This window comes from Georgenia faecalis, assembly GCF_003710105.1.
Taxonomy (GTDB): domain Bacteria; phylum Actinomycetota; class Actinomycetes; order Actinomycetales; family Actinomycetaceae; genus Georgenia_A; species Georgenia_A faecalis.
Genome location: NZ_CP033325.1, coordinates 725963 through 749332, shown reverse-complemented (window position 1 = coordinate 749332; position 23370 = coordinate 725963). Strand labels below are relative to the sequence as shown.

18 protein-coding genes are annotated in these 23370 nt (G+C 74.4%); 6 read left to right on the top strand and 12 right to left on the bottom strand.

Annotated elements, in window-relative coordinates; genetic code table 11:
- Positions 1-18 precede the first annotated feature (18 nt).
- Genes EBO36_RS03165 through EBO36_RS15220 form a run of 3 tightly spaced genes read right to left on the bottom strand, consistent with a single transcriptional unit; the run spans position 19 to position 3328 of the window.
- A complete protein-coding gene (locus tag EBO36_RS03165; protein WP_122823333.1) occupies positions 19-1089 on the bottom strand; it encodes a glycosyltransferase family A protein in 1071 nt (356 codons plus the stop codon).
- A complete protein-coding gene (locus tag EBO36_RS03160; protein WP_122823332.1) occupies positions 1086-2195 on the bottom strand; it encodes a glycosyltransferase in 1110 nt (369 codons plus the stop codon). Before EBO36_RS03160 ends, EBO36_RS03165 begins: the two co-directional genes overlap by 4 nt.
- The gene (locus EBO36_RS15220; RefSeq protein ID WP_164471314.1) at positions 2192-3328 is read right to left on the bottom strand and encodes a glycosyltransferase family 4 protein; all 1137 of its coding nucleotides are present in this window, start codon (positions 3326-3328) and stop codon (positions 2192-2194) included. The genes EBO36_RS03160 and EBO36_RS15220 overlap by 4 nt, the downstream gene beginning before the upstream one ends.
- 61 nt (positions 3329-3389) lie before the next feature.
- Between EBO36_RS15220 and EBO36_RS03150 the strand changes: the two genes are divergently transcribed.
- Positions 3390-4397, top strand: coding sequence for a glycosyltransferase family protein (locus EBO36_RS03150; RefSeq protein ID WP_122823331.1), 1008 nt, complete (start codon positions 3390-3392; stop codon positions 4395-4397).
- Here EBO36_RS03150 and EBO36_RS03145 read toward each other — a convergent pair.
- The 9 genes from EBO36_RS03145 to EBO36_RS03105 form a co-directional block, all read right to left on the bottom strand.
- Positions 4352-5440 carry a glycosyltransferase family 2 protein gene (locus EBO36_RS03145; protein ID WP_122823330.1) on the bottom strand — a complete coding sequence of 363 codons (1089 nt, stop codon included), beginning with the start codon at positions 5438-5440 and terminating at the stop codon, positions 4352-4354. The genes EBO36_RS03150 and EBO36_RS03145 overlap by 46 nt on opposite strands.
- Complete coding sequence (locus tag EBO36_RS03140; protein WP_122823329.1) at positions 5437-7215, bottom strand: ABC transporter ATP-binding protein; 1779 nt, start codon at positions 7213-7215, stop codon at positions 5437-5439. The genes EBO36_RS03145 and EBO36_RS03140 overlap by 4 nt, the downstream gene beginning before the upstream one ends.
- A gap of 159 nt (positions 7216-7374) precedes the next feature.
- Complete coding sequence (locus tag EBO36_RS03135; protein WP_244925349.1) at positions 7375-8541, bottom strand: glycosyltransferase family 4 protein; 1167 nt, start codon at positions 8539-8541, stop codon at positions 7375-7377.
- 59 nt (positions 8542-8600) lie between these two features.
- A complete protein-coding gene (locus EBO36_RS03130; protein WP_122823327.1) occupies positions 8601-11270 on the bottom strand; it encodes an FG-GAP-like repeat-containing protein in 2670 nt (889 codons plus the stop codon).
- Between the two features lie 148 nt (positions 11271-11418).
- The gene (locus tag EBO36_RS03125) at positions 11419-13101 is read right to left on the bottom strand and encodes an MDR family MFS transporter (RefSeq protein WP_241237146.1); all 1683 of its coding nucleotides are present in this window, start codon (positions 13099-13101) and stop codon (positions 11419-11421) included.
- 29 nt (positions 13102-13130) lie between these two features.
- Positions 13131-13715, bottom strand: coding sequence for a TetR/AcrR family transcriptional regulator (locus tag EBO36_RS03120; protein ID WP_164471313.1), 585 nt, complete (start codon positions 13713-13715; stop codon positions 13131-13133).
- Between the two features lie 150 nt (positions 13716-13865).
- The gene (locus tag EBO36_RS03115) at positions 13866-14852 is read right to left on the bottom strand and encodes a Gfo/Idh/MocA family protein (RefSeq protein WP_122823325.1); all 987 of its coding nucleotides are present in this window, start codon (positions 14850-14852) and stop codon (positions 13866-13868) included.
- A complete protein-coding gene (locus EBO36_RS03110) occupies positions 14852-15961 on the bottom strand; it encodes a DegT/DnrJ/EryC1/StrS family aminotransferase (RefSeq protein ID WP_122823324.1) in 1110 nt (369 codons plus the stop codon). Before EBO36_RS03110 ends, EBO36_RS03115 begins: the two co-directional genes overlap by 1 nt.
- Positions 15961-16554 carry an acyltransferase gene (locus EBO36_RS03105; protein ID WP_122823323.1) on the bottom strand — a complete coding sequence of 198 codons (594 nt, stop codon included), beginning with the start codon at positions 16552-16554 and terminating at the stop codon, positions 15961-15963. Before EBO36_RS03105 ends, EBO36_RS03110 begins: the two co-directional genes overlap by 1 nt.
- Before the next feature lie 105 nt (positions 16555-16659).
- On the opposite strand from EBO36_RS03105, the gene EBO36_RS03100 reads away from it, so the two are divergent.
- The 5 genes from EBO36_RS03100 (at position 16660) to EBO36_RS03080 (ending at position 23336) form a co-directional block, all read left to right on the top strand.
- Positions 16660-17343 carry a glycosyltransferase family 2 protein gene (locus EBO36_RS03100; RefSeq protein ID WP_241237148.1) on the top strand — a complete coding sequence of 228 codons (684 nt, stop codon included), beginning with the start codon at positions 16660-16662 and terminating at the stop codon, positions 17341-17343.
- 14 nt (positions 17344-17357) lie between these two features.
- Positions 17358-17762, top strand: coding sequence for a DUF2304 domain-containing protein (locus EBO36_RS03095; RefSeq protein ID WP_122823321.1), 405 nt, complete (start codon positions 17358-17360; stop codon positions 17760-17762).
- 60 nt (positions 17763-17822) lie between these two features.
- Positions 17823-19028, top strand: coding sequence for an LCP family protein (locus EBO36_RS03090; protein WP_164471312.1), 1206 nt, complete (start codon positions 17823-17825; stop codon positions 19026-19028).
- Between the two features lie 111 nt (positions 19029-19139).
- Positions 19140-20507, top strand: a complete 1368-nt coding sequence (locus EBO36_RS03085; protein ID WP_244925348.1) for an LCP family protein — start codon at positions 19140-19142, stop codon at positions 20505-20507.
- 45 nt (positions 20508-20552) lie between these two features.
- Complete coding sequence (locus tag EBO36_RS03080) at positions 20553-23336, top strand: cation-translocating P-type ATPase (protein ID WP_122823319.1); 2784 nt, start codon at positions 20553-20555, stop codon at positions 23334-23336.
- Positions 23337-23370: the final 34 nt, after the last annotated feature.

Below are 23370 nucleotides of genomic sequence, written 5' to 3'. Positions count from 1 at the left end.
GGAGCGGGCGGGCGCGCCTCAGCGCACGAGCGCGGAGGCCACCATGAGGCGCAGCGGGCCCTCGACGGCGAGCAGGCGGCAGGGGTCCGCGGTGAGCACCGTGCGCGGCGTGCCGTGGCGACGACGGGCGTGGGCGGCTGCGATCATCTCCTCCGCGGTGAACCGTCGCTGACGGATCGCGCGCAGGAGGTCCCGGTCGGCGAGGGAGAGCACCTGCTCGTACCCGGGCGCGGCCTCGCCGAGGGCGCGCGCCACGCCGGCGAGGGCGGCGCGCTCCGCCTCCGTCCAGAACGCGGGGTCGGGGCGGTTGTAGACCGCCCCGAACAGGTGGATCCGGGTGATCTTCGTGCACACGGCGCGTCGCCACTGCTCGGGGTAGTCGGCGAACCAGCCCTCGCCGAGGAGATGGCGCACGAACGCGAGCTCGACGGTGATCGGCCGGGGGCTGAAGGTCACGCGGTCGGTCGCGTCCTCCCCGACGACGTAGCCGGGACCCGTCCGGTCGTAGGCCACGGCGGTCTCGAACCACAGGCGGGTCACGTACGGCACGTCGTCGCCGACGACGAGCCCGGGGACGAGCTCGGCGTCCAGCCGTCGGCGCGCCGCCGTCGACACCAGCCCGAGCGGAGCGCTGCGGTAGCTGAGCCGGTCACGCACCGGGTCGAGGAGCCCGCGGCACCAGGGGCGTGCGGGGGGTGTGCGGACCGGGTTCCCTGGACGCCCGAGGGCGAGGCGCGTGATGACCGTCTCGGCGCCCGTGCGCCGGGCGGTCGTCAGCCAGCTCGCCACGGCGCCGGGCTCGAGCCAGTCGTCCGAGCCCATGATCGAGACGTACCTGCCCTCGGCGGCACGCATGCCGGCGTTGAAGGGGCCGGCCGGGCTGGGGATCCCGTCGTCGTGCTCGAGGAAGCGAACCCGGGAGCGGTGGGCTGGGTCGAGCCGGGCGCGGATGTCCGCGGCCGGCAGGCCGTGGCAGACCACCGTGAGGAGCACGTCTTCACCGTTGCCGTCGAGGACCGAGGCGACGGCGCGGCCGATGGGCCGCTCGGCGTTGTGGACCGCGATGACGACGTCGACGGGCGCCGTCATCGACGGCTCTCGCGGACGGCGCGGGCGGTCTCGTAGGCCGCCTCGTACCCGGCCGCGACCGTGGGGACGGAGAATCGGTCCCCTACCGTGGCCGCGATCTCGGGGGCGCTGAGGTCCCGGGTGCTCGCGTCGACGCGCTCGATGGCGTCCGCGTACGCCGCCGCGTCCTGGGTGGCGACGAGCTCGCCGACCCGCGGGTCGATGTACTCCCCCTGGCCACCGGTGGCTCCGACGACGAGCGGGCGCCCGGCGACGATGGCCTCTGCGGCGGAGACGAAGAAGTTGTCGGCGCGGGTGGGGCCGAAGAACAGGTCGGCCCGGGCCAGCTCCTCGCGCACGCCCTCGGTGTCGAGGACGCCGGTGACGCGGACGGCGTCGGCCAGGCCCAGGTCGGCCGCCCGCTGCAGCACGGCGGCGCGCAGGTCCCCGTCACCGACGAACGTCAGCTCCGCATCCACGGCGCGTCGGGCGAGCTCGGCGACCGTGTCGACGGCGAGGAGCGGGTCCTTGCGCTCGATGAGTGCGCCGACGGAGACCATCCGGAGCCGCGGACCGCGCTCCGGGCGGGGCGCGGGGTCCACCGGCGGCACGATGCACGGGACGACCTGGGTCACCCGTTCACCGCGGACCTCGTGGATGGGCCGGGCGAGGTACTCGCAGACGGCCGTGACCACGTCGGGCGCGGCGAGGACGCCCTTGAGGACCGGCAGGACGCCCTGCCAGGACCTCGGAAGGGTGTGCGGGGACGTGAGGCCGGACCAGTGCTCGGTGTGCACCCAGGGGGCCCGGGGACGGTGCAGGACCAGGGGCAGGAGCGAGGAGAAGGCCATCGAGTGGACCAGGTCCGCCCCGCTCAGGAGGGGGGCGAGGTCACCCGCCGCGCGAGCGATCTGGACGGGGTTCTGGGTCGACATGGGCACGCGTCGCACGCGGAACCCGGCATGCCGGACGGTGCGCGTGCCGTCGTCCTCGTGCGGGGGGACCAGGTGGACGACATCGACCTCGTGGCCGAGCGTGGCGATGGCCTGGAGGTCCTTGACGACGAACGCCCCGGAGCCCGGGGCCCGGGAGCTGGGGAACCACGTGGTGACGGCGACGATCCTCATCGGGACGATCCTCCTTCGACGAGCGCCTCGACGGCGCGGAGCCACCCCTGGACCTGGGTGTCGGACGACAGGCGGCGCGCCGCGGCGTGGCTCCCGGCCTTCCACCGGGCGACCTCCTCCGGCGTGAGCGCGTCGAGGACGGCGACGAGGTCGCCGGTGGTGAACCCACCGGTGACCGCGCCCAGGGCGTGCTCGCGGACGAGGTGCGCCATCTCCGGGGACGGGCCGACGATGATGCCGAGGCGGCCCTGCACGAAGTCGAAGAACTTGTTGGGCAGCGCCCACCGGTAGTTGAAGTTGAGCGGCGGCAGGACGAAGACGCCGACGTCGTAGCGAGCGATCGTCTCGACGAGGTCGTCGTGCGGCACCGGGTCGTGGAGGGTGACGCGGTCGCTGCCCGCCGTCCGGGCGCGCAGCTCGGCGAGGTACGGGGGGTCGTTCGGCATGAGGTACAGGTCGAGGGTCACGTCCGCGCTCGTCGCCTCCACCGCGTCCACCATGACCTCGAGCGACCGGTTGGGTCGCGCGAGACCGCTGTGCACCAGCCGGATCGGCCGGCCGACGGGCGTGGGGGCCGCATCCCGGTACGCGCACGCGTTGGCGACGACCCCCGCCTCGATGCCGAACTCGCGACGGTACTCGTCGGCGAGGCCCTGACCCACGGTGGTCACCGACGCCGCCAGGGGGACGAAACGGCCGACGAGCCATCGCACGTACGGCGCGACGAAGGTCCGCCAGCGCCAGGACTCCTCGTTCTGCCGGGGGGCGTACTCGTGCAGGTCGGCGTGCACGCCCCGGCGCGGGTGCAGGGACAGGGCCAGCGGGACCGTGTCGACGTCATCGGCGAGCACCACGTCGAAGTAGGAGCGCGGCAGCCGGTCCCACAGGTAGGCGACGACGGGGCTGGTGCGGTACGCCGCGGCATACCGACGCTCGAGGAGCAGGCGACGGTCCTTGTGCCAGTAGATGAGGTCGTCCGGGATGCGCACGTGGTCCGCCACGCCGTCGGGCGCCGGGCCGTAGCCGCACGTCGTCACCTCGTACCGCGGGGCGAGCAGGCGCACCTGGCGGAGCACCCGGGCGTCCTGGGAGATGTCCGAGAACGACACGACGAGGACGCGGGGACGAGACATCACCCATCGATCATGCCATCGCCGCGCGTCGAGCCCCGCGCACCGGCCGTAGGGTCGGTGCGTGACCGGCGAACCTCGTGTCCTCCACCTCAACGACTGCGCGTTCGTCGCCGCGAACCTCGTCCGCGCCGCGGCCCGCCAAGGATTGCGGTGGGACCACCTGCCGCCCGAGCGCGTCCGTCCGCAGGTGAGCCCCGGCGGCGGCCTCGGCCGGCTGCGGTACGCGCCGTACGTCGCGACGCGGGCGCGGGCTCTGCGCCGCACAGACGTCGTGCACGTCCACTACGCGACGAGCGTGCGCCTGCTCCGCGAGCGCTTCATGCCGGCCCGCCCCTACCTGCTCCACCTGCACGGCACGGACATCCGCGAGCAGTGGACGGACCCGCGCTACCGGGACGAGATCACCCGCGCCATCGCCGGCGCCGAGCACGTCTTCTACACCAACCTCGACACCGCCGAGAACGCGCACGCCGCCCGGCCGGACGCCGAGTACATGCCAGCGTTCGTCGACCCGACCACGTTGCCCGGGTGGAGGCCCGGGGGGCGCCGTGTCGTCTTCGCCTCGCGGTGGTCCCGGACCAAGGGCGCCGGCACGATGATCGCGCTCGCGGCCGAGCTCCGGCGGGCGCTGCCGCCGGAGGTGCGGGTGCAAGGGCTGGACTGGGGCGAGGACTCGGCGGCCGCGGCGGCGGTCGGCGTGGAGCTCCTGGCGCAGCGCCCGCACGCCGCGTACCTCGACCTGCTCGCCACGGCCGATGTCGTGGTCGGGCAGGCGACCGGGCTGCTCGGCGTGAGCGAGCTCGAGGCGATGGCCCTGGGCGTCCCGGTCGCCTCCCCCGGCGTGCTCCTCGCCCACCCCGAGGGCGGTGCGCCGCCCGTCATGTCCGGCACCGTCGCCGAGACCGTCGACCAGGTCCGCGCGGCACTCGAGGACCCGGCGGCCGCGAGCGAACGGCTGGACGCTCCGCGCTGGGTGGCCGAGCACTACACGGCGGACCGTTACGTGGCGCCGCTCCAGGAGCGCTACCGCGCGGCGGGCACGCGCCGGTCGAGGGCCTCGGCCGCGTAGTACCGCAGGGTCGACTCGCGGTCGGCGTTGTCCTGCGGGCGCGGGGTGAGGAGGGCGTCCCAGCGGCCGGCGCCACCGCGGGACGCGGCGGCCGCCGCAAGGGATGCCGGCGTGGAGGACGCGTCCCGCACGACCTCCAGGAGGGCACGGTCGGCGCGGTTGAAGGGACGCAGGACGTCCGGCGCCGCGTCCACGCAGCGCTCGGCCAACGTCCGCAGCCACGCCACCTGCGCCTCGTCCCACGCGCCGGGGCCCGTGCGGGCGAGCACGGCGCCGAGCACGTGGATGCGCACGGCCTTGACGGCCAGCGCGCGGCGCTGCCCGGCCGCCAGCCGGCGGAAGAACGGTTGCTCGAGCAGGTGCTCGATGGGGCGCAGCTCGACCTCCACCGGCCGCCGGACCGCGGTCGTGCGGTCCTTGGCGTCGAGCCCGACGACGTAGGCGGGCGCGGACCGGGCGAGGTCGACCCGCGCCTCGGACCACAGCTGCGCGGTGAACGCGATGTCCTCCCCCGAGGGGAGGCCGGCCGTGAGGCGCAGGCCAAGCTCGTCGAGCGTTGCGCGGCGCAGGAGGCCCAGGGGCGCGGTCCGGTAGGCCAGCCGGTCCTTGACGAGGTCGAGGTCGCGCCAGCGCCCCGGGCGCACGCGGGGCGTGCGGACCGCCGGACCGTCCTGGCGCCGGATCCGCGCGAGGACGGCGTCAGAGCCGAGCGAGGAAGCGAGGTCGGCCCACGCGGGCAGCGCTCCCGGCTCGACGAAGTCGTCGGAGCCCGCGATGGCGACGAAGGGGGCCTCGGCGGCGTCGAGCCCGGCGTTGAAGGGACCGGCCGGGCTGCGCAGGCCGTCGCGCACCTCGAGGAGGCGGACATGCGGCCGCAACCGGTCCGGGAGCTGCGCGCCGACGGCATCGGCGTCGAGCTCGTGGCAGGCGAGAGTCACCCGCACCCGGCCAGCCGCCCCGTCCACCATGGAGGCGACGCAGCGGACGAACGGCCGCTCGATGTGATGGACCGCGACAACCGCGTCGATGTCCGGGGTGCTCACACGAGCCCCGCGAGCGCGGCCTGCCGGGCGAACTCAGGCGCCGCGGCGACGACCTCGTCGAAGGTGCCGCGCGCGGCAATGCGGCTGTCCGCCATGAAGCAGACCTGGTCGCTGTGGCGCACGGTCGAGAGGCGGTGCGCGACGGAGATGACGGTGACCTCGCCGTGCAGGTCGCGGATCGCGCGTGCCACGGCATCCTCGGTGGCGGTGTCCAGCGCGCTCGTCGCCTCGTCCATGACGAGGACGAGGGGGTCGGCGTAGAGCGCGCGCGCGATCCCCAGGCGCTGGCGCTGCCCGCCGGAGAGCGCGAGCCCGCGCTCCCCCACGCGGGCGTGGATCCCGCCGGGCCGGGCGTCGATCGTCTCGAGCAGCTGCGCGCGCGCGAGGGCCGATCGCACCCGCTCCTCGTCGATGTCGGTGCCCCACGTGAGCGCGACGTTCTGGGCGACGGTCGCGTCGAACAGGCTGACGTCCTGCGGCACGTAACCGACCCGCGCCCGCCAGGCGGCGAGGACGTCGGTGAGCGGCCGGTCGTCGAGCATGATGCGCCCGCTCGACGGGACGAGGAGCCCGAGGAGGATGTCGACCAGGGTCGACTTGCCGGCGCCGGACGCCCCGACGAGCGCGAGCGAGCTCCCCATCGGGATGACGAGGTCGATGTCGCGCACCGCGGGCTCGTCGGCGGTCGGGTAGGCGAACGAGACCCCGTCGAGGACGAGCTGGCGGGGCTCGTGGCCGATGGCCTCGTGCCCGACGGTCTCCGCCTCCGCGACGTAGCGCTGGGCGTCCCGGATGTCCGCGATCACCGCCTCGGCGTGCGGGAGGTTCGACGTCATCTGGGTGATGAGCGCCTGCACCCGGGTGAGCGAGGGGACCATCCGGAACCCGGCGACGGCGAACATGGCGACGGCGGTGATCGCGGCCGCAGCCCCGCCGGTGAGGTAGGCCACACCGCCTACGAGGATGAAACCGCCGATGATGGCCACCTCGAGGACGAACTTGGGTACGGCGTTGAGGAAGTGGATGTTCGCCCGCCCCCGCACGGCGTGCGTGCGGTTGTCGTGCACGACGGCGGCGACCTCCCGCGTCTTGCCGCGCAGGGTGATCTCCTTGAGCGTGGCCACCATCTCCGAGACCAGGGTGTTCACCCGGAAGGAGTAGTCGCGGTTGACGCGCCCGGCGACGAGCGCCTTGCGGGAGAGGACGAAGTAGAGCAGGGCCGCGATGGCGCCGAGATAGACGAGCGTGATGGCGGCGGTGACGGGTTGGGCCACGACGAGCACGACGAGCACGGAGATCGACGTCATGACCTCGACCGGGAGCGTCGCCACCGGGAGGAGCACCCCGCCCGTCGTGTTGGCGATGCCGATGTCGGCCATCCGGACGAGCTCGTTGGAGTTGCGGCGCAGCCGTTCCGTCCACGGCGCGGCGATGTAGGCCTGGAACAGGCGGTCACCGACGACGAGCTCGTAGTGGGCCATCCGCCGGGTGAGCACCCACTGGAGCGCGAGCAGGCCCATGCTCTTGACGGCGATGAGCACGCAGACGGCCGCGATGAGCCAGATGTACCCCGACGGCCCGATCTCGCCGACGAGGGGGAGGTTGACGGGGTCCCCCTGGATCATCGGGGTCGCGGCGAGGGCGAGCAGGCCCAGCGCCGCGATGTCGAGCAGGGCCAGCGCGCTCGACCCGACGGCGTAGCCGACGAGGAAGCGGCGGGCGGATGCCGGCAGGAGGGGCAGCAGCTGGCGCAGCGTGGCGATGATCCTCGTCATGCCGTCCGCCCGCGGTCGTGCTCCATACCCATCACCCGTGCCTCCAGTCGTCGATATCCGAGGATACGGGTCCGGCTGCGGGCGCCGGGTCGGGTGCCAGGCGGTCCCCGCGCGCGGGCGGCCCGCACGCCTCGGCGGCTCGGCTCGCCGCCGCGAGCGTCACCGTCCCGCGGCGGCCTCGACGACCGCCACGGCGTCGCGGGCGACGGCGGAGGCCGAGACGTTCTCAGCCGCCCAGCGGGCGCGGCGGTCCCGGTCGGCCGCGTCCATGTCGCGGCCGAGCGCGTCGATCATCGCGGCGGCGACCGCGTCGACGTCGTGGTCGGTGACCGTGCCGAGCCCACCGCGGGCGACGAGCTCACGCGCCGGCCCGGCCCCGGCGAAGATCACCGGCGTCCCGCAGGCCGCCGCCGCGTACACCTTGCTGGGGAACGCGAACCCGTAGTCGCCGGGCAGCACGGAGGCGAGTGCGGCGTGAGCGCCCCGGATCCAGCGCGCCGTGCGCTCCGGGGGCATCCTCGGCAGGAACTCCACGGCCCCGGGCGGGTAGTCGGCGGCCTGGGCCTGCATGCGGCCGACGTCACTGCCCTGGCCGACGAAGACCAGGCGGGCCTCCGGCCGCTCGGCGAGGACGCGGCCCATGGCGCGGGTGAAGACGTCGGCACCGTGCACCTCCGAGGCGGTACCGGTATAGACGAGGTAGGGCGCCCCAGGCGCCTCGGCGGGCCCGTCCGGCGTGAAGGTCTCGACGTCGATGCCGTTGCCGACGGCCACCACGCCCGAGCGCACGCCGAGCGCGTCGAGGCGCGCCGCCACCCCCGCCGAGGTGGCGAGCACTCCCCGGGCACCGCGCATGACGGAACGCTCGACGAACCGGAGAACGCGCGCCACCACCGGAGCGACGCCCGCCGCACGGACGGCGTCCGACCATACGTCCGCGGCGTAGTACACGTAGGGAATGCGCCGGAGCGCGCAGACCAGCGCGACCACCGCGCCCGTGGTGGGCGGCGGCTCGACGACGACGACATCGGGCCGGCGCGTCAGCAGCAGCCGCACCGCGAGGGGCACGTCGAAGCTGAGGTACTGGACGTAGCCCCGCACGTAGCCCGCGGCGTCCCTGAGGACCGGCCACCGGCGCACCTCCACGCCCGGCGGAGGGACGTACTCCTCGCCGCCGGGGACGGTGGTCGTGAGGACCCGCACCCGGTGACCCGCAGCCGCCAGTTCGCTCACCAGCGCGCTGAGCCGCAACGACGCGGCCGCCGGCTCTGGCTGGAAGATGCGGGTGGCGAGCACCACCGAGAGTCGGCGTGCGGGCTGAGCCACGTGTCCTCCGTCGTCCGTTCAGTCAGGCCGACTCGACCTTAACTGCTGTGGCGGCACGCTCAGCTCAGCGCCGTCACCCCCGCGGCCAGCGGCCCGAGGTCCACGGCGGCCCGGAAGCCGCCGTCGCCCGTCCCCGGGTAGAGCCACGTCCGCCGGGCACCGTCGACGGCGAGGACGTCCGGGACGGCGTCGCCGTCGAGGTCCCCGACGCCGACGAGGTGGACCATGCCGCCCCACGCCTGGCCCACCTGGCGCCGGTCGAGCAGCAGGCCCGGACCGTTGCCCGGCCAGAGGAAGAGGTTGCGGGAGGTGTCGCCGCGCATGAGGAGGTCGGGCACGCCCGACCCGCTCCAGTGGCCGGCGTTGACGAACGCGTCGTACCCGTCGAGCCCGTCACCGATCTCGATGCGCCGCCGGAAGCCGCCGTCGCCCGTACCGGGGTAGAGCCACACGTCGCCGGTGTCCTCGTCGTAGCCGAGGATCCCCGGGGTCCCGTCGCCCACCCAGTCGCCCGCGCCGGCGATGGCCTCGAACCCCGCCCAGCCCGTGCCGACCCGCGTGCCGGTGGCGGCGAAGCGCCCGGCCCCGGTGCCGCGGTGGAGCATGAGGTTGCCGTTGGCCTGGCGCACGGCGAGGTCGGCGAGGCCGTCCCCGTCCCAGTCGCCGACCGGGGTGACGTCGAGGTCCGAGGAGGCCAGACGGACGCCGCTGGCCGCCGGGGCGCGTAGCCCCGGGTCCCCGCCGAAGGTCCAGCGCACGAGGTCGCCGCCCGAGCCGACCGCGAGCAGCCCGGTCGTCGCCGCGCCGTCGAGCACCCGCGCGGCGGCGCGGACGCCGCCCCACCCGGTGGTCACAGCGGTCCGGGCACCGAACCCGCCCCGGCTGCTGCCGGGGTACTGCCACAGGGTGCCGCCGGTGTCGAGGGCGAGGACGTCGCCGACGCCGTCACCGGTCCGGTCGCCGACGCCCACGAGGGTGCGCATCACCTGCCACCCACTCCCCGCGACCGTGGGCGCCGGCTCGAAGCCGCCCGCGCCGTCGCCGCGGTAGATCCTCAGCTCGCCGGCCGCGGTCCGCGCGGCCAGCGCCGGCGCCCCGGGGGTCCCGACCATCGCCAGGAGGTTCATGCCGCCCCAGCCCTGCCCCACCTGGCGGGCCGCCGCGAAGCCGCCGCTCCCGTTCCCGGGGTAGAGCCAGAGCGTCCCGTCGGCGGTGCGCCGCGCGAGGAGGTCCGGGTCGCCGTCGCCGTCCCAGTCGTGCCCGGCCGCGACGAGGTCGACGATCTGCCACCCCTGGCCGATCTGCCGCTGCGCGGCCCACCCGCCGCCGGGGAGGCCGGCGTAGAACCACAGGCGACCGGCCGCGTCGGTGAGCATGAGGTCGCCCGTGCCGTTGCCGTCCCAGTCACCGGCGTCGATCGTGCGGGCGGGGTCCCAGGCGGTCCCGACGCGCCCGCCCGAGACGAGGCCGTCCCCCCGGGTCCCGGCCGCGAGGCGCACGTCGTCGCCGACGCGGGCGACGACGTCGGGGACGCCGTCACCGGTGAGGTCCCGGTCGAGGCTGCGGTCCCCGAGGTCCGTCTGGTAGGCGGCGATCCGGTCGGTGAGCTCGTCGAGCCGGGGGTAGAAGTACTGGCCGGGGCAGGACGTCGAGGCGACGTCGCGGTGGCCGACCACGCGGTCGAGGGTGACGCCGTCGATCGTCGTGCGTCCGCGGGCCGGGATGCCGTGCCGGTCGAACATCCACGCCGTCACGCGGGCGACGGTGGTCATGGCGGCCTCGGGGACGGCGACCTGGTCGAAGTTGCCCATGACGGAGATGCCGAACATCGTCGAGTTGTACGGGGAGGCGTGCGCCCCCCAGATGGCCTGGTCACGGCTGCCGTAGCGCCCCTCCCAGGCCCGGCCGAACTTGTCGACGAGGACGTTGTAGCCCACGTCGCCCCAGCCGCGGGTGATGGCGTGGAAGGAGTAGATCCCGCGGATGATGCCCGGGACCTGCGCGGCGCTGTAGCTGTTCGACCCGGCGGTGTGGTGGACGACGACGCCACGCACCGAGTTGGAGGACACCTCGCCGAAGCGGACGGACTCGTCGGCGCCCCAGTCGGCGCGGCTGAAGATGGTCGGCGCCGCGGCGCGGGCACCACCGGCGCCGGCGTCGGCGGGCAGGGCCGCCTGGGCGTCGGCCTCGGACTCGCCCGGGTCCCACACGGCGAGCGTGGCCTCGGGGACCGGCCCGGTGGCGAGGACCGCGACCTCGACGTCGTCCGCACCGATGACGGCGATGGGCTCCGTCCCGCCGGTGGAGGACTCGGGCAGGTCCTCGTCGGGGGTGACCTCGACGGCCTCCCACGCGCTCCACGTCCGGCCGGTGCGGCTGCGCAGGTAGACACCGGTGACCGTGTCCGTGTCGCCCGCCGGCCAGGTCACGCCCGCGACGGCCACCTCGCTCGCGGTCGCCGTGGTCGCCGTGCTCACCCGCGGGGCCGTCGTGCGGGCGGCGGCGGACGGGAAGGCGGCCACGTCGTCCAGGCCGTCGGGCACATCCCTGGCCGGGGCGAGGGCGACGAGGTCCACCTCCGGCGTCACCGGTCGCGCGTCGGGCACGGTGGCGGCGGGCGGCGGGCCGTCGTCGGCGCCCCCCGCGGCCGCGGCGGCCGGTACCGCGCCGCCCAGGGCGAGGGCGGTGACGGCGAGGAGAACCAGGGGGCGGGGGCGGGAGAGGTGCACGGCGGGGCCTACCGATCGCGGCGGGGGAAGGAACTTCGGCGACACGTGGAGTTTTGCACCGCAGGGTGCGTGCTCCATGGTGAGCCGCGCCCGGCGCCCCCAGGCGTAGACCTCCGTCTACGGGGCCCCTGCCGAGGCCCCCGCGCCGTCACCCGCGCCGGTGTCGCGGACCTCCGCTGCCGGTCGCTTCCGCGACCTCGTCGGTTCCCCCGGTGGTGCCCCCGGTCGACGACGCGGTCGCCCCCTCGTCGGAGGCCGCTCCACCGGCGGGCGCAGGCGCCTGCGTCACGGCCTCCCCGCGCGCGACCATGCCGGCGACGTCGGACAGCGGCACCTGCTTGAGGAAGACGGCCGCGACCACGCCGAGGAGCAGCAGCGGCACGAGGTACCAGAACGACGGCGCCAGCGCGTCCGCGTAGGCGTTGACCACCAGGGTGCGCACGGACTCGGGCAGGGCGCGCACCGCCTCGGGGGTGAGCGAGGTGGTCTCCGACCCCTCCCCGGCGGCACCGAGCACCGGGGCGAGCTTGTCGACGAGCGATGTGGTGAAGATGGAGCTGAACAGCGCCGTCCCGACCGCCGCGCCGATCTCCCGGAAGTAGTTGTTGGTGCTCGTGGCCGTGCCGACCTCGTGCGGGTCCACGGAGTTCTGCATCGCCAGGACGATCGTCTGCATGACGAGACCGAGCCCGGCCCCGAGCGTGAAGATCATGACGGAGTACAGCGCCAAGGTGATGTCCGCCGTGATCGTCGTGAGCCAGACGAGCGACGCCGTGGCGATGACCATGCCGAGGACCGCGTAGATCTTGTACCGGCCGGTCTTGGTGATGGCCACGCCGGAGGCGATCGAGGTGAGCATGACGCCGGCCATCATCGGCAGCATGAGGAGCCCGGACTGGGTGACACCCGTGCCCGTCGCCATCTGGAGGAACGTCGGCAGGAAGGCGAGGGCGGCGAACATCCCCATGCCGATGACCAGACCGATGACGGTCGACAGCGTGAAGACCGAGCTGCGAAAGAGGCGCAGCGGCAGGATCGGGTCCTCCGCCTTGAGCTCGACGGCGACGAACGCCGCGATGACGACGGTGAGGCCGACCGTGAGGGCCAGGAGGCGGGTGTCCGACCAGTCGTAGCCCCCGACCAGGCTCTCCCAGCTGGTGAGCACGACGATGGCGGACGTGCCGATCGTGAGGAGGACGCCGCCGGCGACGTCGACGCGGCGCTCCGCGCGGCGCGACGGGAGCTTGAGCGTCATCCACGCCACCGCGAGCGCGGCGATGCCGACGGGGATGTTGATCCAGAACGACCACCGCCAGTCGTGCTCCTCGGTGAACCACCCGCCGAGCAGCGGGCCCGCGACGGCCGCGATGCCGAAGAGGGCGCCCATCGGGCCCATGTACTTGCCGCGCTCCCGCGCGGGCACGATGTCCGCGATGATCGCCTGAGACAGGATCATCAGCCCGCCGCCCCCGAGGCCCTGGAGACCGCGCCAGGCGATGAGCTCCTCGAAGGAGCCGGCGTACCCGGCCCCGGCCGACCCGGCCGTGAAGAGCACGATGGCGACGAGGAAGGGCACGCGACGGCCGAAGACGTCGCCCGCCTTGCCGTACATGGGCATGACCACCGCGACGGCGAGGATGTAGACGGTGATGAGCCAGCCCTGGTGCTCCACCCCGTTGAGCTCGCCCACGATCGTCGGCATCGCCGTGTTGATGATCGACTGGTCGAGCGAGGACAGGAACATGCTCGCCATGAGCGCGGCGAAGATGAGCCACACGGTGCGGCGGTCGAGGACGACCGGCGCGCGTTCCGCCGTCGGTGCTGTGGGCACAGGTCTCTCCTGGTGGTCGTGGTGGTGGTTCACGGGGCGAGGACGTCGCGCAGCTGCGCGACGGTCGCCCGGATCTGGGCGGCGGTGTCGGGGTCGGCACCCGGCCGGCCCATCCGTTCGGCGGTGACCAGGGCGACGGCCGGCATGAGGGCCGCGACGACGTCCGCCCGCGGGTCCTCGGCGCCCAGCCGGCGCCGGGTGAGCGCGAGGCCCTCGGCGCGGCGCCGCTCCATCCACCGCACGTGCCCGGCCTGGAGCGCGGGGTGGGTGTGGATGAGATGGAGGGCGCGGCGCACCCGGTCGCGGTCCTCACCGACCCGCTCGAGGCCCGCGAGCGCGAGCGCACCGATGTCGTCGAGGAGGCGGCCGGTCGGGCCGCCGGCGACGAAGGTCTCGATCGCCTCGGGGGGCGGCTGGAAGGAGTCGAGCGCCAGCAGCGCCTCGTCCTTGCTCCCGAAGTAGTTGAAGAAGGTGCGGGGCGAGACGTCCGCGCGGGCGCAGATCGCCTCGACCGTCACCTCGGGCAGGCCCCGCTCACCGGCGATGGCCTGGGCGGCGTCGATGAGCGCCGCCCGGCGCTCACGCTTCTTGCGCTCCCGCAGCCCGTCCGTCACCCGGAAAATTCTTGCACAGAGCGCACTTTTGCATCCACGGCAGGGACCGTGACCCCCGCCTCACGTGCCCGACGACGATCCCGTGCGGTGAACGACAGACGCCGGGCGCACGACCCCGCAGGTCGTGCGCCCGGCGTCCGGGTCGCGGCGTCAGACGGTGACGGCGGCACCCTCGCCCGCCGAGGCGAGCATCGCCTCGACGACGGTGAGCGTGTGCACGCCCTCGGCCATGGTGACGATGTCGTGACCGGTCCCGAGCACGGCGTCGCGGAAGTTCTCCTGCTCCACCCGCAGGGGCTCACGCTTGGCCAGCGCGTACCGCACGACGTCGCCCTCGGTCACCCCGCGGAACGCGGCCACCCGCTCCCACTCGGTGGGGATGGTGCCGTTGGCGTAGAAGGTGAGGTCGATGTTCATCGTGTCCGCGACGAACGCCCCGCGCTCACCGGTGACGACCGTGAGGCGCTCCTTCATCGGCGAGAGCCAGTTGACGACGTGGTTGACGATCGTGCCGTTGGCGAGCTCACCGGTGGCCACGACCATGTCCTCGTGCTCGCGCCCCGAGCGGTGGGTCACCCGGGCGTAGACCGAGCGGTACGGGCTGCCCGCGACGAAGGAGGTGAGGTCGATGTCGTGGGTGGCGAGGTCCTTGACCACGCCGACGTCGGAGATCCGCGCCGGGAACGGGCCCTGGCGGCGGGTGAGGATCTGGTAGACCTGCCCGAGCTCGCCCGCGGCGAGCCGGCGGCGCAGCTCGAGGATGGCGGGGTTGCACCGCTCGACGTAACCGACGGCGCCCACGAGGCCGGCCTCCGTGAACGCCTCGGCGACGCGGCGGCCACCCTCGACGTCGGCCGCGATCGGCTTCTCGATCATCGTGTGCACGCCGGCCGCGGCGAGCTTGAGCGCGACCTCCTCGTGGTAGACCGTCGGCACCGCGACCATCGCGGTGTCGATGCCGGCGGCGATGAGGGCGTCGACGTCGGGCAGGACCTCGAGGTCCTTCGCGACGCCGAACTTGTCGCCCGCCGGGTCGGCGATGGCGACGAGGTCCATCCCTTCCGTCTCACGGATGACGCGGGCGTGGTGGCGCCCCATGGACCCGAGGCCGATGAGGCCCGCGCGCAGGTTCGCCATCACGCACCCGCCTTGACGACGGTGTTGACGGCGGTGACGACCCGCTCGAGGTCGCCCTCGCTGAGGGAGGGGTGCACGGGCAGGGAGATGACCTCCGCGGCCGCCTGCTCCGTCACCGGCAGCTCGAGGCCCGGGGCGAAGTGCTCGAGCGAGCTGAGGCGGTGGTTGGGGATCGGGTAGTAGACCCCGGAGCCCACCTGGTGCTCCTCGCGCAGCGCGGTGACGATGCGGTCCCGCTCGGCCGCACCGCCCGCCACCCGGATCGTGTACTGGTGGTAGACGTGCACGGCGTCGGCGGCCACCGGCGGCGTCGTGACGCCCTCGAGGTGGGCGTCGAGGTAGGCGGCGTTCTCCTGGCGCTGGCGCGTCCACCCGGCGAGCTTGGTGAGCTGCACCCGGCCGATGGCGGCGTGGATGTCGGTCATCCGCTCGTTGAGGCCGATGACCTCGTTGGCGTACTGGCGCTCCATGCCCTGGTTGCGCAGGAGGCGGACCTGGCGGGCGATCTCCTCGGTGGCGCAGGCGACCATGCCGCCCTCGCCGGAGGTCATGTTCTTCGTCGGGTAGAGCGAGAACATCGCGAAGTCACCGAACGAGCCGACCTTGCGCCCGCCGAGGCTGGCGCCGTGCGCCTGCGCCGCGTCCTCGAAGATCTTCAGCCCGTGCCGGTCGGCGACGGCCTGCAGCCCGGGCATGTCCGCGGGGTGGCCGTAGAGGTGGACCGGCATGATCGCCACGGTCCGCTCGGTGACGGCGGCCTCGACGGACTTCGGGTCGAGGCAGAAGGTGTCGAGCTCGATGTCCGCGAAGACCGGCGTGGCGCCGGTGAGCGCGACCGAGTTCGCCGTCGCGGCGAACGTGAACGAGGGCACGATGACCTCGTCCCCGGGGCCGACGCCGCAGGCGAGGAGGCCGAGGTGCAGGCCCGAGGTGCCCGAGCTCACCGCCTGGCACCGCCGCCCGTCGACGAGCTCGGCAGCGAACTCCTCCTCGAAGGCCGCCACCTGGGGGCCCTGGGCGATCATGCCGCTGCGCAGGACGGCGTCGACCGCCGCCCGCTCCTCGTCGCCGACGATCGGCTTTGCCGCGGGAATCATGGGCAGGCTCATCAGGCCTCCACCTCTCGAATCGTGTCGTTGTCGATCTCGTACAGCCGTCCGCTGGCCGGGCAGCGCAGCCGCTCCCCCTCGGGGACGAGGCGCTGGCCGGCGTGGCCCACCCACCCGATCTGCCGGGCGGGCACCCCGGCCACGAGGGCGTGCGCCGGGACGTCCTTGGTGACGACCGCGCCGGCGGCGACGGTCGCCCACGCCCCGATGGTCACCGGCGCCACGCACACGGCCCGCGCGCCGATGGCGGCGCCCGTCCCGATGGTCACGCCGACGGGCTCCCAGTCGTGCGCGCTCTTGAGGCTGCCGTCCGGGTTCACCGCCCGGGGGTAGGTGTCGTTGGTGAGGACCACGGCCGGGCCGATGAAGACGCCGTCCGCCAGGCGCGCCGGCTCGTAGACGAGCGCGTAGTTCTGCACCTTGCAGTTCTTGCCCATCCTCACGCCGGTGCCGATGTAGGCCCCGCGCCCGACGACGCAGCCCTCGCCGAGCACGGCCCCCTCCCGGACCTGGGCGAGGTGCCAGACGGAGCTCCCGTCGCCGATGCGGGCGTCGGGCGAGACGTCCGCGCTCTCCACGATCCGTGTACCCATGCCGCTTGCGCTCCTCGTCCGACCCGGTGCCCGCTCCGGGCACGGGACAGGCTAGCGGAGGCCCGCGGACCGGCCGCGGGACCTTCGGCTGTCACAATGGCGGCCATGAATGCCCCTCCCGTGGTGGACGACGCCTGGCTCGTCGTCCCCCTCTACAACGAGGAGGCCGTGATCGGCGACGTCCTCGCCCAGGCGCGCACGCGCTTCCCGCACATCGTCTGCGTCGACGACGGCAGCAGCGACCGTTCGGCACAGCGCGCCCGGGAGGCCGGCGCCGTCGTCGTCCGCCACGCGGTCAACCTCGGCCAGGGAGCCGCCCTGCAGACGGGCATCCGGTACGTCCTCGAGCAGACCGACGGGACGTACATCGTCACCTTCGACGCCGACGGCCAGCACCAGGTCTCCGACGCGGAGTCCATGGTGGCCCTGGCGCGCGAGGAGGACGTGGCGATCGTCTTCGGCTCCCGCTTCCTCGACGCGCGCACGCGCCCCGGGCTCCTCAAGCGGCTGGTCCTCAAGACCGCTGTCTGGGTGACGAACCGGAGCACCGGCCTGCGCCTCACCGACGCGCACAACGGCCTGCGGGTGATCCGGCGGGACGCCGCCGCCCACGTGCACCTGCAGCAGGACCGGATGGCGCACGCCAGCGAGATCGTCGACCAGCTGGGGCGCACGGGACTTCCGTGGCGCGAGCACCCCGTGCACCTGCTCTACACCGACTACTCGAGGTCGAAGGGGCAATCCCTGCTCAATTCGGTGAACATCCTCGTCGATCTCATCTTCCGTTAAACAGGAGCGAATGCATGGACAACCAGGTCGTCATCCAGGCGCTGCTGCTCGCCGGCGTCGCCGTCGTCGCCGTGCTGCTCACGCGGTCGACGGCGAACGCCCGCCACCAGGCGATCCGGCGCCTGCTGCTCCTCGGGTTCGTCGTCGCCGCGGTGGTCTCGGTGCTCTTCCCCAACCTGCTCACCTGGCTCGCCCGCCAGCTGGGGGTCGGGCGCGGGACCGACCTGCTGCTCTACGGCCTCGTCATCGCGTTCCTCAGCTACATCGCGACGACCTACCGGCGCCTCAACGTCCTCGACCGCAAGATCACCACGCTCACCCGTGAGCTTTCCCTGGCGCGCGCCCGCATCGAGGGCACGCGGGGACCTGACGACACCACCCCCGGACCGCCGGATTCCGGTCGCGTTCCGCTGCCGTGATCGGTAGGCGCGCCCGCGGCATTAAGGGTTTTCCCAGGTCCGGTACGTAGAATCACGCCCGTGCCTTCACGCCACCACACCCCGCGGCACGCCCGACGGCAGCGCCACGGCTCTCGGCTGGCGCGCGGCACCGCCCTGACGGCGGTCGCGGTGCTGGCCTTCGCCGGTACCGGTGGCGCCCTGGCCTACCAGGACATCCAGGGCAACATCGACACCCACGACATCGACGAGCTGCTCGCCGACCCGGAGGAGACCGGCCCCACCACGGCGCCGCCGCCCATCGACCCGCGGGCCGGGGAGCCGATCAACCTCCTCGTCCTCGGCTCCGACACCCGCACCGGCGACGTGAACTCCCAGTTCGGCGACGGCGGCGACGAGGGCATGCGCTCGGACACGACGATGGTCGTCCACATCTCGGCCGGCCGGGACCGCGTGGAGGTCGTCTCCATCCCCCGCGACATGCTCGTGGAGATCCCCTCGTGCCGCCTGCCCGACGGGACGACGACCCGTTCGCAGTACGACGCGATGTTCAACTCGGCGTTCTCCATCGGCGGCCAGACCGACGACCTCGGCGCGGCCGCGGCGTGCACCATCCGCACGGTGCAGGACCTGTCCGGCGTGGCCATCGACGACTTCGCCGTCGTCGACTTCGCCGGCTTCATCAACGTCGTCGACGCCCTCGGCGGCGTGCCGATGTGCATCCCCGAGCCCATGCAGGACGAGCGCGCCGAGCTCGACCTCGAGGCCGGCCAGCAGGTCCTCAACGGGCGCCAGGCGCTCGCCTTCGCGCGGAGCCGGTACGTGAGCGGTGGCTCGGACATCGACCGCATCGGTCGCCAGCAGGAGCTCGTCGGGGCGATCGCCCGGGAAGCGCTGTCGAAGAACCTCTTCACCGACATGCCCGCCCTCTACCGGTTCCTCGACGCCGCGACGTCCACCGTCGCGACGGGGAGCCAGATCGGCCAGATCCCCACGCTGGCGGGCCTGGCGTACTCCCTGCGGGGCATCGACGCCGAGCACATCACCTTCGCCACGATGCCGTTCATCCCGGCCGGCAACCGCGTCCGGCCGGCCGCGGAGGCCCAGACGCTGTGGGCGGCGATGGCCGCCGACCAGCCCATCGAGGCCACCCTCACCGCCACCGGTGACGCGCCCACCGAGGAGCCCACCGCCGCCGTCCCGGGTGCCCCGACCACCGACGCGCCGGCCGACCCCGCAGCCCCCGCCCCGGCGCCGGTGGAGACGCCCACCTCGATCTGCGGCTGAGCGAGTCATCCCCAGGTCCTCCCCGGCGCCCCGGACGGCGGTCCCCGGCCTCGCCCCGGGCCGTCGTTACCCTGGCCATGCACGCACCCCCGAGAACCGGAGAGCCCCGAGATGAGCGAGGACGACCGCCGACGCCGCGCAGCGCGCCGGTCCGACGGCGACCCGCGCGACGCCCAGCCGCCCTCGTTCGCCCCGAGCGCCCCGCCCCCGCGGCCCGACACCCGGGGGGCGCGGCCGGTTGGCCCGTCGCCCGACCCGGCCACCCGGGTCATGCCCGTGCGCGGCGGCGGCCGGCCCCGGCCCGCCGCGGCCGAGCGCGTCGCGCCCCCGCGCGCGGCGTCGGAGCGGGTGTCGCCGCCGCGCGCCACCCCCGAGCGCGCCACCCCCTCCCGCGGCGTCGCCGCAGAGCGCGTCGCCGCGCGCCCAGCGACGACCCCGCCCGTCTACGCCCCCCGCGACGGCGCCGGCCCCCGGCGCAGCGCGCCCCCGGCCGGCCCTCCCGCCGCCCCGCCGGCCGCGCCGCCCGCCGCACCCCCGGCCGGGCGCCGGCCCCGGCGCGGGCGCCGGGTGGCACGGGTCGTCGTCGTCCTCCTGGTCCTCCTCCTGGCCTGGCCCATCGGGCTGCTCGTCTGGGCGAACGGGAAGATCCAGCACGTCGAGGCGCTTACCGGCGGCGCGGACACGCCCGGGACGACCTACCTCCTGGCGGGCTCGGACTCCCGGGCGGACGGCACGATCCCCGACGGCACCGAGGGGGAGCGCGCGGACACGATCATGCTGCTCCACGTCGCGCCCACCGGCCAGACCTCGCTCATCTCGCTCCCCCGCGACACCTACGCCGAGATCCCCGGCCACGGCGGCGACAAGCTCAACGCCGCCTACTCCCTCGGCGGGCCCGAGCTCCTCGTGCGCACCGTGGAGGACCTCACCGGCCTGGGCGTGGACCACTACGTCGAGATCGGGATGGGCGGGGTCGAGCAGGTGGTCGACGCCGTCGGGGGCGTCGAGCTGTGCCTCGACTACGACGTCGACGACCCCCGCAGCCAGCTCGTCTGGAGCGCCGGCTGCCACGAGGCCGACGGCGCTACCGCGCTCGCGTTCGCCCGGATGCGCTACGCCGACCCCGAGGGGGACATCGGGCGCGCCGCCCGGCAGCGCCAGGTGGTCTCCGCCGTCGTCGCCAAGGTCGCCCAGCCCGGCACGCTCCTCAACCCCCTGCGCCAGGTCCGGCTCATCGACGCCGGGACGGCGGCCCTGGTGGTGGACCCCGACACGGGCATCGTCGACCTGGGCCGGATGGCCCTGGCCTTCCGCGCCGCCACCGGTGAGGGAGGACTGCTCGGGGCGCCGCCCATCGCGATGTTCGACTACCGCCCCGGCGGCGTCGGCTCCACCGTCCTCCTCGACCCCGACCGCGCCCCGGGCTTCTTCGAGCGCCTGCGCGAGGGCACGCTCACCCCCGAGGACCTCGCGGCCTGACCCCAGCCCCTGCCGGTCACGCGTGGCGGGGTTAGCGTGACGGGCGTGAGCACGCGCGAGCCGCACACCCGCGCCGAGGCCCCCTGGCACACGTCGGGCACCGCGGACGTGGCCCGGCGCCTCGACGTGGAGCCGGACCGCGGCCTCACCTCGGACGAGGCGGGCCGGCGCCTCGCCGAGCACGGGCCGAACGCGCTCGAGGAGGCACCGACGACGCCCCTGTGGCGCCGGGTGCTCGCCCTGGTCACCGAGCCGATGACCGTGGTCCTCCTCCTCGCCGCCGTGGTGAGCGCCGTCGTCTCGCGCGAGCTCAAGACGCCGGTCGTCATCCTCGTCGTCGTCGCCTTCAACGCCGTCCTCAACCTCGTCCAGGAGCGCCGGGCGGAGACCAGCCTGGCCGCGCTGGAGGACATGACCGTCACCCGCTCGCGGGTGCGGCGGGACGGCCGCACGGTCGTCGTGGCCGCCGAAGACCTCGTCCCCGGCGACGTCGTCCTCCTCGAGGCCGGCGAGGTGGTCCCCGCGGACGGCCGGGTCCTCACCTCGGCGGGCCTGGAGGTCCAGGAGGCGGCGCTCACCGGCGAGTCGGCGCCGGTGGCGAAGTCGCCGGCGCCGGTGGCGGACCCGGACGCGCCGACGGCGGACCGCACCTCCATGGTCTACATGAGCACCGCCGTCACCCGGGGCACGGGGTCGGCGGTCGTCACCGCCACGGGCATGGGGACGGAGATCGGCCGGGTCGCCGGGCTGCTCGGCGGGGCCGGCCGGGAGACCACGCCGCTCCAGCGGCAGATCGGCCAGCTCGCGACGCTGCTCAGCGTCGTCGCCGGGATCGTCATCGTCATCGTCTTCGTCCTCGGGCTGCTGCGGGGTGAGCCGATCGAGGCGCTCTTCCTCACCGCCGTCTCCCTCGCCGTCGCCACGATCCCCGAGGGGCTCACCGCAGTCGTCGCCTTCACCCTCGCCATGGGCGCGTCCCGGCTCGCGCGGCGCGGGGCGATCGTCAAGCGGTTGTCGTCGGTGGAGACCCTGGGGGCGACCGGGCACATCGCCACGGACAAGACCGGCACCCTCACCCTCAACCAGATGACCGCGCGGGCCCTGTTCGCCGAGCAGCGCCTGTTCGAGGTCACCGGCGAGGGCTACGAGACCACCGGCGAGCTGGTCCCGGCGGGCGACGACCCGGTGCCCGACATCCGTGACGCGCTCCTCGCCATGGCACTGTGCAGCGACGCCGTCGTCCGTGACGGGGACGTCGTCGGTGACCCGACCGAGGGCGCCCTCGTCGTCCTGGCGGCCAAGGGCGGGCTCGACGTCGACGCCGCCCGCCGCGAGTGGCCGCGCGCCGCGGAGGTCCCCTTCGACTCCGACCGCAAGTACATGGCCACCGTGCACCGCTGGTCCGCCGCCCCGCTCGCGGGGACCGCCACCTCGTCCTGGCTCCACGCCCGGGCGCCCGAGGACCGCGACGGTGCGCGGCTGCTGGTCAAGGGCGCCCCCGACGTCGTCCTCGACCGGTGCTCCTGGCTCGACACCCCGACCGGCGCGGTGCCCCTGGACGCCGCCCAGCGCGAGCGCCTGGAGCGCCTCAACGCCGACATCGGCGCCCGCGGCCTGCGCGTCATGGCCGTGGCGCAGCGCGACCTCGGCGCCGGCGAGGTGGACCTCGCCGGCTCCCCCGACGCGCTCGACCCGCAGGTGGTGGGCCTCACCCTGCTCGCGCTCGTCGCCATCGTCGACCCGCCGCGGGCCGAGGCCCGCGCCGCCATCCGGCAGGCGCACGAGGCGGGCATCGCGGTCCACATGATCACCGGCGACCACGTCCGCACCGCCTCCGCCATCGCCCGGGACCTGGGCATCACCGGCGAGGCCGTCTCGGGTCCCGACCTCGACCGGATGGACGACGCCGAGCTGGCGGCCCGGGCGAACGGCCTGGGCGTCCTCGCCCGGGTCAGCCCCGAGCACAAGATCCGCATGGTCGACGCCCTGCGCAGCGACGGGTCCGTGGTGGCGATGACCGGTGACGGCGTCAACGACGCGCCGGCCCTCAAGCACGCGGACATCGGCATCGCCATGGGCATCACCGGAACCGAGGTCGCCAAGGGGGCCGCCTCGATGATCCTCACGGACGACAACTTCGCCACCATCGTCGCCGCGGTCCGCGAGGGCCGCGGGATCTACGACAACGTGGTGAAGTTCGTCCGGTTCCAGATCGCCACGGCGTGGGGGTTCGTCCTCATCTTCCTCACGGCCGGGGTCACCGGGCTCGCGGCCGGGGCGCCCTTCACGGCGCTGCAGATCCTCTGGGTGAACATCATCATGGACGGCCCCCCGGCCATGGCGCTGGGGCTCGACCGGCCCGGCGACGACGCGATGGAGCGCCCGCCCCGGCCGCCGCACGAACGGATCCTCAACGGGTCCCGGATCGGGCGGATCCTCTACTCCGCCGTCGTCATGGCGATCGGCACCCTCCTCGTGCTGGTGCTCGCCCCCGGCGAGGAGCCCGGCCACGGGGCGGCCACGGTGGCGGGCACCCTCGCCTTCACCACCTTCGTCCTCTTCCAGATGGTCAACCTCCTCAACGTCCGGAGCCGCGACGGGTCGGTCTTCACCCGGCACACCCTCACCAACCGGGCGCTGTGGGGGTCGATCGCCGCCGTCCTGGCGCTGCAGGTGCTCGTCGTCCACTGGGCGCCGCTGCAGGGGTTCTTCGACACCACCTCGCTGAGCGCGGCGCAGTGGGGCCTCGCCGTGGCCGTGGCCTCGTCGATCCTCTGGCTGGAGGAGCTGCGCAAGGCCATGAGCCGGGCCCGGCGCCGCCCCCGCTGAGCCTCGGAATGGACGAGGCGCCGCTCACGTTGCC

What these genes read in the sequence shown, in the direction of transcription:
- EBO36_RS03140 (WP_122823329.1), bottom strand. Translation starts at nt 7,215, where the DNA reads ATGACGAGGATCATCGCCACGCTGCGCCAGCTGCTGCCCCTCCTGCCG.
- EBO36_RS03095 (WP_122823321.1), top strand. Translation starts at nt 17,358, where the DNA reads ATGGACAACCAGGTCGTCATCCAGGCGCTGCTGCTCGCCGGCGTCGCC.
- EBO36_RS03160 (WP_122823332.1), bottom strand. Translation starts at nt 2,195, where the DNA reads ATGAGGATCGTCGCCGTCACCACGTGGTTCCCCAGCTCCCGGGCCCCG.
- EBO36_RS03165 (WP_122823333.1), bottom strand. Translation starts at nt 1,089, where the DNA reads ATGACGGCGCCCGTCGACGTCGTCATCGCGGTCCACAACGCCGAGCGG.
- EBO36_RS03115 (WP_122823325.1), bottom strand. Translation starts at nt 14,852, where the DNA reads ATGGCGAACCTGCGCGCGGGCCTCATCGGCCTCGGGTCCATGGGGCGC.
- EBO36_RS15220 (WP_164471314.1), bottom strand. Translation starts at nt 3,328, where the DNA reads ATGTCTCGTCCCCGCGTCCTCGTCGTGTCGTTCTCGGACATCTCCCAG.
- EBO36_RS03105 (WP_122823323.1), bottom strand. Translation starts at nt 16,554, where the DNA reads ATGGGTACACGGATCGTGGAGAGCGCGGACGTCTCGCCCGACGCCCGC.
- EBO36_RS03085 (WP_244925348.1), top strand. Translation starts at nt 19,140, where the DNA reads ATGAGCGAGGACGACCGCCGACGCCGCGCAGCGCGCCGGTCCGACGGC.
- EBO36_RS03100 (WP_241237148.1), top strand. Translation starts at nt 16,660, where the DNA reads ATGAATGCCCCTCCCGTGGTGGACGACGCCTGGCTCGTCGTCCCCCTC.
- EBO36_RS03110 (WP_122823324.1), bottom strand. Translation starts at nt 15,961, where the DNA reads ATGAGCCTGCCCATGATTCCCGCGGCAAAGCCGATCGTCGGCGACGAG.